11 protein-coding genes are annotated in these 12331 nt (G+C 32.6%); 10 read left to right on the forward strand and 1 reads right to left on the reverse strand.

Translation table 11 applies throughout. The features are described 5' to 3' along the window. Positions 1-8 precede the first annotated feature (8 nt). The 10 genes from BJG89_RS07595 (at position 9) to sucB (ending at position 11371) form a co-directional block, all read left to right on the forward strand. Complete coding sequence (locus BJG89_RS07595; protein ID WP_096809723.1) at positions 9-512, forward strand: PTS sugar transporter subunit IIA; 504 nt, start codon at positions 9-11, stop codon at positions 510-512. Further along, positions 512-733, forward strand: coding sequence for a YozE family protein (locus BJG89_RS07600; RefSeq protein WP_096809725.1), 222 nt, complete (start codon positions 512-514; stop codon positions 731-733). The genes BJG89_RS07595 and BJG89_RS07600 overlap by 1 nt, the downstream gene beginning before the upstream one ends. A 161-nt stretch (positions 734-894) precedes the next feature. Beyond that, entirely contained in the window at positions 895-2376 is a 1482-nt protein-coding gene (locus tag BJG89_RS07605; RefSeq protein ID WP_096809727.1) for a S41 family peptidase, read from the forward strand. 21 nt (positions 2377-2397) lie between these two features. Beyond that, complete coding sequence (locus tag BJG89_RS07610) at positions 2398-2907, forward strand: GNAT family N-acetyltransferase (protein WP_096809728.1); 510 nt, start codon at positions 2398-2400, stop codon at positions 2905-2907. Positions 2908-2917: 10 nt separating this feature from the next. Beyond that, positions 2918-3991: an undecaprenyldiphospho-muramoylpentapeptide beta-N-acetylglucosaminyltransferase gene (locus tag BJG89_RS07615; RefSeq protein ID WP_096809730.1), complete on the forward strand. Its 1074-nt coding sequence runs from the start codon at positions 2918-2920 to the stop codon at positions 3989-3991. A gap of 18 nt (positions 3992-4009) precedes the next feature. After that, positions 4010-4624, forward strand: a complete 615-nt coding sequence (locus BJG89_RS07620) for a phosphatase PAP2 family protein (protein WP_096809732.1) — start codon at positions 4010-4012, stop codon at positions 4622-4624. A gap of 445 nt (positions 4625-5069) precedes the next feature. Beyond that, complete coding sequence (locus BJG89_RS07625) at positions 5070-5732, forward strand: response regulator transcription factor (protein ID WP_096809734.1); 663 nt, start codon at positions 5070-5072, stop codon at positions 5730-5732. Then, positions 5729-7084 (forward strand): HAMP domain-containing sensor histidine kinase, encoded by a 1356-nt coding sequence (locus tag BJG89_RS07630; RefSeq protein WP_096809736.1) that lies wholly within the window; start codon positions 5729-5731, stop codon positions 7082-7084. Before BJG89_RS07625 ends, BJG89_RS07630 begins: the two co-directional genes overlap by 4 nt. A gap of 185 nt (positions 7085-7269) precedes the next feature. Continuing rightward, positions 7270-10074 (forward strand): 2-oxoglutarate dehydrogenase E1 component, encoded by a 2805-nt coding sequence (locus BJG89_RS07635; RefSeq protein ID WP_096809737.1) that lies wholly within the window; start codon positions 7270-7272, stop codon positions 10072-10074. Positions 10075-10087: 13 nt separating this feature from the next. Beyond that, positions 10088-11371: a dihydrolipoyllysine-residue succinyltransferase gene (gene sucB, locus BJG89_RS07640; protein ID WP_096809738.1), complete on the forward strand. Its 1284-nt coding sequence runs from the start codon at positions 10088-10090 to the stop codon at positions 11369-11371. Positions 11372-11547: 176 nt separating this feature from the next. On the opposite strand, the gene BJG89_RS07645 is transcribed toward sucB, so the two are convergent. Then, positions 11548-12096: a helix-turn-helix domain-containing protein gene (locus BJG89_RS07645; RefSeq protein WP_096809740.1), complete on the reverse strand. Its 549-nt coding sequence runs from the start codon at positions 12094-12096 to the stop codon at positions 11548-11550. Between the last annotated feature and the right edge of the window lie 235 nt (positions 12097-12331).

Raw genomic sequence — 12331 nt, forward strand, 5'->3', positions numbered from 1 at the left:
AACAAGACATGTTTAAAAAATTATTTGGTAAAGGTAAAGAAGTTAATAAAGAGATTGCTATTTATACACCCATTACTGGTGAATATGTGAAAATAGAAGACATTCCAGACCCTGTTTTCGCACAAAAGATGATGGGAGAAGGCTTTGGTGTCAATCCTACAGAAGGTGAAGTCGTATCTCCAATTAATGGTAAAGTAGATAATATCTTCCCAACTAAACATGCTATTGGGTTACAAGCTGATAACGGGCTTGAATTGCTCGTACACGTAGGTTTAGATACTGTACAGCTTGACGGTGAAGGTTTTGAGGTACTAGTTGAAAGTGGTGACACTGTTAATATCGGAGATCCGTTATTACGTTTTGATTTAAATTATATTAAAGAAAATGCTAAATCAGTTATTTCTCCTATCATTATTACAAATTCAGACAACACATCTGCAATTGCTGTTGCAGAAGATGTAAATTCAGTATCAAAAGGCGAAACTAAAATAGTTGATGTGACAATGAATTAATGAAAGATCATTCATTTTATCAATTTGCATTAACCGCACGTGGTAGAAAAGATGAAAAAGGCGAATTAGCAGAAGAAATATTTGATGATTTGTCTTTTCCAAGACAAGAAAAAGATTTTCACATATTATCAGATTATATTGAAATGCAAGGAAACTATACTGTTTCAATGTCTGTATTTGATAGTTTGTATGAAGAGTATACTGAATGGTTAAAATTTTAATTTTAGTTTATATTTGAGAGTATATATCAAAGTGTATTAAAATAATAAAGTATCATAGAGAGTGCTGGGGTTAATCTTTAATGATTCAATCCCAGCTACTTTTATTTCCAACTAAATGAAATTTTGATATGAATTATACATACGCATTAGGAAGTGATTAAATGTCGGAACGTTCAGACATCCAAAATGAAAATAATAAAGCGCCCGGTAACGAAGAGACAAACACACAATACTTACCAAAAAGAATGAATTTCAAACGTAAACACTTTATCTTAATATTAATAAGTACGATACTTATCACAGCAGTCATAACTGTGTTTGCAACTATAGGTGTTAATCACTGGGCTAGCGGTCTTGATGGAAATCAAAGAACAGAAATGAAAAAAGTTGAAGAAGTTTATAAAATTTTAAATAATGAATATTATAAGAATACCGATTCAGAAAAGCTATCTGAAGCAGCAATTAAAGGTATGGTTAAAGACTTAGACGATCCATACTCAGAGTTTATGACCAAAAAAGAGACTAAATCATTTAATGAGGACGTTTCAGGTGATTTTGTAGGGATTGGTGCAGAAATGCAAAAAAAAGGCGATACCATACAAATTACAAGTCCAATAAAAGATTCTCCTGCTGATAAAGCAGGCATTCAACCAAAGGATACCGTGACTAAAGTAGATGGCAAATCTATTAAAGGCCAGCCTTTAGAAGCTATCGTCAAAAAAGTGCGTGGTAAACAAGGTACGGAAGTAACCCTTACAATCGAAAGAGAGGGTCAAGCACATGAAATTTCAATTAAAAGAGATAAAATACATGTTAAAAGCGTAGAATACGAAAAACAAGGCAATGTAGGTGTATTTACAATAAATAAATTCCAAAATAGTACATCTGGTGAATTAAAATCTTTAATTATCAAAGCACATAAAGATGGCATACGTAAAATTGTTTTAGATTTACGTAATAATCCAGGTGGTTTACTTGATGAAGCTGTGAAAATGGTCAACATTTTTGTAGATAAAGGTAAAACTGCAGTACAACTTGAAAAAGGCGACCATAAAGAACAAATTAAAACTTCAAATGATGCTTCAAAAGAAGCTAAAGACATGGATGTTTCTATTTTAGTAAATAAAGGCTCCGCTAGTGCTTCAGAAGTGTTTACAGGCGCTATGAGAGATTATGACAAAGCAAAAGTATACGGTTCAAAAACGTTTGGCAAAGGGATTGTACAAACTACACATGAATTTAATGATGGTTCACTGTTGAAATTTACTAATATGAAGTGGCTGACACCTAAATCTCATTACATTCATGGTAAAGGAATCAAACCTGATGTAAAAATTGATGAACCTGAATATCAATCATTAAATGTTATTCCGAATACTAAGACATATCAATTGGATGATCAAGACAAGCATATTAAAACGATAAAAGTAGGGCTCTCAGCTTTAGGTTACCAAACAAATAATAAATCTCAAACTTTTGATGAAAATTTAGCAGATGCTATTAAAACATTCCAAAAAGATAATCGACTAACAGTGAATGGAAAATTTGATAAACAGACAAATAATAAATTCACTCAAGCTTTAGTTGACAAAGCGAATAAAGAAGATACCGTGTTACAAACTTTACTAAAAAAATTAAAATAACATCAAAGAGGTGTAAATTTTATGATTAGACTTGGTACAAAAGCAGACTTACCAGCAATTTTAAACATCGTTAACGAAGCAAAAGCAATCATGAGACAAGATGGCAATCATCAGTGGGATGAACAATATCCCTTAGAAACACATTTCGAAGAAGATATTAAAAAAAAATCACTCTTTGTGCTTGAAGCAAATTCGACTATTTTTGCATTTATAGTTGTCGACCAACAGCAACCTGAATGGTATGATGAACTAGCGTGGCCAATTGATAGAAATAGCGCGTATGTTATTCACAGGTTAGCGGCTTCTTCAAAGTTAAAAGGTGCTGCAACAAAGTTATTTAATTATGCAGTTAATCTTGCACTAAATAACGATATTCTTGTAATATTAACAGATACTTTTGCATTAAATAAACGCGCACAAGGTTTATTCAAAAAATTTGACTTTACCAAAGTAGGTGAAGTCAATATTGATTATCCTCCTTTTGATAAAGGAGAACCATTCTATGCCTATTATAAAAATTTAGAAGAATAGAGGTAATATTATGACAAAAATCGCATTCACCGGCGGCGGCACTGTTGGACATGTTTCAGTAAATCTAAGCTTGATACCAACAGCTTTAGAAGAAGGTCATGAAGCTTTTTATATCGGGTCCAAAAAAGGTATGGAGCGTGAAATGATTGAGTCTCAATTACCACAAATAAAATATCATACAATCTCGAGTGGTAAATTAAGACGGTATATCTCTTTTGAAAATATAAAAGATATTTTTAAAGTATTAAAAGGTATTTTCGACGCGCGCCGTATTTTAAAAAAAGAAAAACCTGATTTATTATTTTCAAAAGGTGGTTTCGTATCTGTACCAGTAGTTATTGCCGCTAAATCCTTAAAAATACCAACAATTATCCATGAGTCTGATTTAACACCTGGACTAGCCAATAAAATCGCGCTCAAATTTGCTCAAAAGATTTATACAACATTTGAAGATACATTACAATACCTTCCAAAAGACAAAGCAGATTTTGTTGGTGCAACAGTCCGAGAAGATTTAAAATCTGGCGATAAAAATAGAGGGTACCAACTTACAGAATTTAAAGATGATAAAAAAGTGTTGTTAATCATGGGAGGCAGTCTCGGTAGTAAAAAGCTAAATGAGATTATTAGAGATAATTTGGATGCACTACAAAAAGATTATCAGGTTATCCATTTAACTGGTAAAGGATTATTAGACCAAAATTTGGTAAATAAACCAGGTTACGTTCAATTTGAATTTGTTAAAGATGATTTAACAGACTTACTAGCCATTACAGATACTGTTATTAGTCGTGCTGGTTCTAACGCTATTTATGAATTTTTAGCACTTAGAATCCCTATGCTATTAATTCCTTTAGGCCTTGATCAATCTCGTGGAGATCAGATTGATAACGCGAAAAATTTCGCGTCTAAAGGCTTTGGTAGAACCATTCCAGAAGACACATTAACTGAACATCAACTGATAAATCAGTTAAATGACATTGAAAATAACCGTGATTCAATTATAACTCAAATGCAAACATATAAAGAAAGTTTTACACGTCAAGATTTATTTCATAAAATTATTAAAGATGCAACAAAATGATGAAAGGGAGGTTTTGCAATGAGTCGTTGGAAAAGAATAAGCTTACTTATCATTTTCACCTTAATATTTGGTATCATTGCATCCTTTCATGAATCTAGATTAGGAAAATGGATAGATAATGAAGTCTATGAATTTATATATGCTTCAGAAAGTTTTATCACAACTACTTTTTTTCTAGGAGTAACTAAAATAGGTGAAGTATGGGCAATGGTTTGTTTATCACTTCTATTAATTGCTTATTTAATGCTCAAAAAACTAAACATTGAAGCATTGTTTTTTGCAATTGCTATGAGTTTATCAAGCACATTAAACCCTTTGTTAAAAAATATATTTGATAGAGAACGCCCTACACTATTACGTCTAATAGATATTTCAGGTTTTAGTTTTCCAAGTGGGCATGCTATGGGTTCTGCAGCGTTCTTTGGTAGCACAATATACATCGCTAATCGTGTCATGAAAGGAAAAACAAAGGGTGTCATGATAGGTCTTTCAGCGTTATTTATACTCTTGATATCATCATCAAGAGTATATCTAGGCGTTCATTACCCTACAGATATTATTGCTGGTATTATCGGAGGCACTTTTTGTGTGGTATTATCCACGTTGATCCTAAGACACAACTTAAAAATATAAGCATTTATATGCACCCAACTAGAAAACGACATGCGTTTATCATCAATTAAAACACAATAGAAATAAGCTAGACGTGAAACCGTCTAGCTTATTTCTATTGTGTCAAAAATTATTACAAAAACCGATTTTACACTGTAAAACCGGTCTTTATATATACGTTGTCTCGCAACGTTAGTCTTTTACGGGCATATAAAAGGGGATATTTGTGAAAATGATCAATCCTATTAAACAAATATGTGTGGGGGGAATGTCTATATAGTATTGATAATCATTTTCAATTACATTATACAACATTGAGAATAATTGTCAATTAGAATCATGAAAAAATTTAACATTAATTTTTTAGTTTTTTTGTATCAATGCCAATCATCATTTTATGCCTTTCACACCTAGATACTTTCTCTATACAGTCATTTCATATATTATATATTTTGAGGTGTAACTAATGACAAAAATTTTAATAGTTGAAGATGAACAAAATCTTGCACGTTTTATTGAATTAGAACTAGAACATGAAAATTATGACGTAGATATTGAATATGATGGAAAACCAGGTTTAGAAAAAGCATTAAATAATGAATACAATTTAATCTTGCTAGATTTAATGTTACCGAATATCAATGGTTTAGAAATTTGTAGACAAATTAGACAAAATAAAACAACCCCCATTATTATTATCACTGCTAAAAGCGACACATACGATAAAGTAGCAGGGTTAGATTATGGTGCTGATGACTATATTGTAAAACCATTTGATATTGAAGAGTTATTAGCTAGAATAAGAGCTATGCTACGCAGGCAACCACAAAAAAACGTGATTGATATGAAAGGCATAATCATAGATAGAGACGGATTTAAAGTCACAGTAGACGGAGAACCTTTAGACTTAACAAAAACAGAATACGATTTATTAACATTACTAGCAGAAAACCGTAATCATGTATTGCAAAGAGAACAAATCATTGCTGATGTATGGGGATATGATTCAGAAGTTGAAACCAACGTTGTTGATGTTTACATTCGTTATTTAAGAAATAAACTTAAACCCTACGGTAAAGATAAGTACATAGAAACCGTTCGAGGAGTAGGTTACGTGGTAAGAAAATGAAACAACGTAAATTAAAAACAAAATGGATGATAATCACAACAACGATTACATTTTCAACAATCTTTATATTCAGTTTAATCATTATTCTCTTTTTAAGTAATGCGCTACGCCATAATGAATTAAACGAAGCAGAAAGGAGTTATACAGATACTTTACAATTATTCGAATCAAAACAACTAAAAGAGATCACCCCATTAGATTTGAATGCATCTTTAGGAAACTTTCAAAAAGTTATACTCTTCAATAAAAAAGGAAAAAAACAAATTGAAACAACAAATGATAATTCAATAACATATTCTCCTAAGTTTAACCCTAAGGATATTAATACTGCTACGATTAAAAAACGTCATAACAGTGATTATCTAATTATTACAAACCAAATTGACACAAGCCATTTCCAAGGATATAGCATTATTGTACATTCTTTAGATCGCTATAATGCACTTGTTAATTCTCTATATTTTATTGCATTGATATTTGGAGTGATTGCCACTTTTATTACTGCAATGGTTAGTTACTTTTTCTCTGCACAAATTACGAAACCTTTGATATTAATGTCTAACAAGATGCAACAAATACGTCGTGATGGTTTCCAAGAAAAAGTGGATTTAGTAACAAATTACGAAGAAACAGATAATTTAATTGTAACTTTCAATGAAATGATGTTCCAATTAGAAGAGTCATTTAATCAACAAAGACAATTTGTTGAAGATGCTTCACACGAGTTACGAACGCCCTTACAAATCATTCAAGGCCATTTAAATTTAATTCAACGTTGGGGAAAAAAGGACGCAGCCATTCTTGAAGAATCACTTGATATCTCATTAGAAGAAATGGAAAGAATTACTAAATTAGTAGAAGAGTTATTATTATTGACTAAAGACAACAATAATAACAGGGAAAATGAAATTGAAAGCGTAGAAATCAATCAAGAAATTACTTCTAGAATTAAATCTTTAAAGCAACTACATCAAGATTATAAATTTGAATTTAGCCCTTATAATAAACCACTTAATATTAAAATGGACCGCTATCAATTCGAACAAGTATTAATTATCTTTATTGATAACGCTATGAAGTATGATCAAGTAAATAAAAACATCCTTATTCAAACTAAACTAAGAAACAAACAAATATCTATAGAAATTACAGATCATGGCGTAGGTATACCCAAAGAAGATATTGAGTTTATATTTGATAGATTCTACAGAGTAGATAAATCACGTTCCAGAAAACTGGGCGGTAATGGATTAGGGCTCTCAATAGCTAAAAAAATTATTGAATTAAATAACGGCACCATCCATGTCGAAAGTGAAGTAGGCAAATATACAACATTCAAAATTACATTTTGACCTATGTTACCGGTTACTAATGCATCTAAACTATGTTACGCTATTAAATGAAAATTCAATTAGCAGAGCCAAATTATATGAGGTTCTGCTTTTTTTATATAACCAGTTATTGGTACTTTAATTTGGTTATATTTAATGCTATTATTGATTTGTAAGCGTTTTAACTATTTTGTGGAGGGTGTAATATGAGCAACGAAAGTCAGGTTTCACAGGCACCTGTAAATTTCGGGGCTAATCTTGGGTATATTTTAGATTTATATGATATGTATCTCAATGATCCAGCTTCAGTTCCTGAAGATTTACAAGTCCTATTTAGCACAATCAAAAACGGTGAAGCAAACATCTCAACAAATACAGCTGAAGGGCAACATAACGTGACCAAAGCTGATAGCACAATCAAACGTGTTATGCGTTTAATTGATAACATACGTCAATACGGGCATTTATTGGCAGATATTTATCCAGTTAACAAACCTGTAAGAGAAAATGTTCCAAAATTAAATATCGAAGACTTTAATTTAGATCAAGAAACACTTGAATCTATTTCTGCAGGTATTGTATCTGAACACTTTAAAGACATTTACGATAATGCTTATGAAGCAATTGTTCGTATGGAAAAACGTTACAAAGGACCTATTGCATTTGAATATACACATATCAATAATAATAGGGAACGCGTATGGTTAAAACGTAGAATAGAAACACCATACAAGGCGACTTTAAATGACAATCAAAAAATAGAATTATTTAAAAATTTAGCGCATGTAGAAGGTTTTGAGAAATATCTACATAAAAATTTTGTAGGAGCAAAACGTTTCTCAATAGAAGGTGTAGATACACTAGTGCCAATGTTACAACAAACGTTAAGATTAGCTAGTGATGAAGGCATTCAAAATATCCAAATAGGCATGGCTCACCGCGGTAGATTGAATGTGCTTACGCATGTATTAGAAAAACCGTATGAAATGATGATTTCAGAATTTATGCATACTGATCCAATGAAATTTTTACCAGAAGATGGCAGCTTAGAATTAACTGCAGGTTGGTCAGGTGACGTAAAATATCATCTAGGCGGTGTGAAAACAACCAATTCATATGGCAGCGAGCAACGCATCTCTCTTGCAAATAACCCGAGCCATTTAGAAATCGTTGCACCAGTTGTTCTAGGTAAAACACGTGCAACACAAGATGATACAAACAAACCAGGAGCTGTTCAAACAGACTTCTATAAATCAATGCCTATTTTAATACATGGTGATGCAGCGTATCCTGGTCAAGGCATCAATTTTGAAGCGATGAATTTAGAAAACTTAGATGGCTATTCAACGGGCGGAACGCTTCACATCATTACTAATAATAGAATTGGCTTTACGACAGAGCCTGAAGATGGGCGTTCTACAACGTATTCATCAGACGTGGCTAAAGGTTATGATGTTCCTATTATGCATGTAAATGCAGATAATGTTGAAGCTACTATTGAAGCGATTGAAATAGCGATGGCATTTAGAAAAGAATTCCATAAAGATGTTGTGATTGATTTGGTTGGTTATCGTAGATATGGCCACAATGAAATGGATGAACCTTCAATCACGAATCCATTACCTTACCATAATATTCGTAAACACGACCCAGTAGATATTTTATACGGCAATCAATTAGTTGAAGATGACATCATCTCAGAAGATCAAATGAACAATATATTTGATGAGGTTCAAAAAGAACTACGTGCTGCTCACGATAAAATTGATAAAAATGATAAAATGGATAACCCAGATATGCAAAAACCAGATAGTCTTGCAGAACCTCTTGAAAGCGTCGGTATCGATATAAGTTATGAACAACTTAAAGAAATTAACGATGCCATGTTATCATACCCATCAAACTTCAATGTACTTAAGAAGCTAAATAAAGTACTAGAGAAACGTAGAGAACCTTTTGAAAACGAAGATGGATTAGTTGACTGGGCTCAAGCAGAACAATTAGCGTTCGCAACAATAACACAACAAGGTGCACCAATCCGTTTAACAGGTCAAGACAGTGAACGTGGCACATTTAGCCATCGTCACGCGGTATTACATGACCCAGAATCTGGTGAAGAATTTATCCCATTACACCATGTACCTGGCCAAAAAGCGACTTTTGAAGTACGTAACTCACCATTATCAGAGGCAGCAGTTGTTGGTTTTGAATACGGTTATAATGTTCAAAATAAAGATTGTATGACAATTTGGGAAGCACAATATGGAGATTTTTCAAATATGGCTCAAATGATATTTGATAACTTCTTATTTAGCGCTAGAGCTAAATGGGGTGAACGTTCAGGTTTAACTCTATTCTTACCTCATTCGTTTGAAGGACAGGGTCCTGAGCATTCATCAGCTCGATTGGAAAGATTCTTACAATTAGCAGGAGAAAACAACTCAACTGTTGTAAACTTATCAAGTTCAAGCAACTATTTCCATTTGTTAAGAGCACAAGCAGCAAGTTTAGGTACGCAATCTATGAGACCTTTAGTAGTTATGTCTCCTAAGAGTCTATTGCGCAATAAAACAGTAGCTGATCCAATCAATAAATTTATATCTGGACAATTTGAACCAATCTTACCAGAAGATCACAATAAAGAAGCTGTTAAAAAGGTTATTCTTGCTTCAGGTAAAATGTTCATTGATTTAAAAGAATATTTAGAGAAAAATCCAAACGAATCCATTTTATTGGTTGCTGTCGAAAGATTATACCCATTCCCAGCAGAAGAAATCGAAGCACTGCTCAGTACATTACCTAACTTAGAAAATGTCGCTTGGGTACAAGAAGAACCGAAAAACCAAGGCGCATGGTCATTTGTTTATCCATATCTCAAAGCATTGACTACTGATAAATACGATTTAAGTTATCACGGTCGTATCCAACGTTCAGCACCAGCTGAAGGCGATGGTGAAATACACAAACTCGTTCAAAATATGATTATCGAACAAAGCACAAAATTTAACTAGGGGGAAGTTAAGCATGCCAGAGGTAAAAGTTCCAGAATTAGCAGAATCCATTACAGAAGGTACCATTGCAGAATGGTTAAAACAAGTTGGTGATAGTGTAGATAAAGGTGAAGCTATACTAGAATTAGAAACTGACAAAGTCAACGTAGAGGTTGTTTCAGAAGAAGCCGGCGTACTTCAAGAATTACTAGCCAACGAAGGCGATACTGTAGAAGTGGGACAGTCAATTGCAGTGGTTGGTGAAGGAAGCGGTAATAATGCTCCAGAGACGTCAAAACAAGATGATTCTGAAAAGCAATCATCTGCATCTAGTAATGAAAATGAAGCAAACCAAACAAAATCAGAACCACAAAATGATAGCGCATCTGATAATGCACAAGATAAAGGGGCGCGTGTGAATGCTACACCATCCGCACGAAAATATGCGCGTGAAAAAGGTATAGATTTATCAGAAGTAGCAACACAATCAAATGATATTGTGAGAAAAGAACACGTTAACCAAACTCAAAATAATCAATCTAATTCACAACAAACTGCTCAATCATCAACAAAAGAAGAACCTAAAAAAACAGCTGCACAACAAAATCCAACTAAACCAGTTATCAGAGAAAAAATGTCTCGTCGTAAAAAAACAGCTGCTAAAAAATTATTAGAAGTATCTAATAATACTGCTATGTTAACGACATTTAATGAAATTGATATGACAAATGTTATGAACTTACGTAAACGTAAAAAAGAACAATTCATCAAAGACCATGATGGTACTAAACTTGGTTTTATGTCATTCTTTACAAAAGCAGCGGTAGCAGCATTGAAGAAATACCCTGAAGTAAATGCTGAAATTGATGGCGAAGATATGATTACTAAACAATTTTATGATATCGGCGTTGCTGTATCTACAGAAGATGGTTTATTAGTTCCTTTTGTAAGAGATTGTGATAAGAAAAACTTTGCTGAAATTGAAGATGAAATAGCTAACTTAGCTACAAAAGCACGCGATAAAAAATTAGGTTTAGATGATATGGTAAATGGTTCATTTACTATCACAAACGGTGGTATCTTTGGCTCAATGATGTCCACACCGATCATTAACGGAAGCCAAGCTGCAATACTTGGTATGCATTCTATTATCACGCGTCCAATTGCTATCGATGCAGACACGATTGAAAACCGTCCAATGATGTACATCGCATTAAGCTATGACCACAGAATTATTGACGGTAAAGAAGCTGTAGGTTTCTTAAAAACAATTAAAGAATTGATTGAGAACCCAGAAGATTTACTATTAGAATCTTAATTTACAACACAAAATAGTTTATTAAACCTAACACAACGGCGTTTTGCGTCGTTGTGTTTTTTATGTAAAAAACAATATTCAAAAACTACATAAAAAATGTTATATCACACCTTTTATTCCTGAAATCTCCCGGTAGAATATAGCAACCTTAAGTTATTTATAAGCTAAAAATACTATCAATAGTGTATAACTATATGTAATCGAATAGTTATATCATCTTCATTAGCATAATAGTGAAACATATTCGCATTAAATTGAATTGCCTCATCTTTATGTATCAAAAAGGTTTCTCCATCCAATACGAGCGTTAATGTGCCTTCATATACCGTTATATATTCTATTGCCCCAGAACCATGTGGTGAGCCGTTCATTCTTCCTTCAGGCTCAATGGTAGCCATATAACTTTCAAATTTCTTTTCAATATCAAATTTAAAGAAAGGGTAAACCTTACATTTCTGATCTTCAGACATCAAAGGTTGCATATCATCTAGAGTTACTTTTCTAATAATAGTGCTATTTTCTTGAGTTAATTCTGTAAAAGAAACTTTTAGACCATTTGCTATTTTCCACAACGTAGTAATAGAAGGAATAGATGTTTTACGTTCTATTTGGCCCAACATCGTTTTACTTACACCAGTGATTTCTGACAAATGTTCAAGTGAATATCCACTTTGTTTTCTGTATAACTTTAAATTTTCAGATATAATATCATTGATTTCTCTCATTATTTATACACCTCTTTTTACAATATAACGTATAAAAAAGAAACTTTAAAGCCTGAACTTTATAACGTAATTTTAGACGTTATAAAGATTCTATTGATAGGGTAGGGGGTAGGAGACTCTAATAATACTACTTATAAACGCTGTCTTGACAATCTTTATACCTATTTTAAATAAAATCGTAGCATTATTTTTTTAAATATTGGGGTTGATTTTGAATCTTTATTTTAATATGAGT

Source organism: Staphylococcus nepalensis (assembly GCF_002442935.1).
Taxonomy (GTDB): Bacteria; Bacillota; Bacilli; order Staphylococcales; family Staphylococcaceae; genus Staphylococcus; species Staphylococcus nepalensis.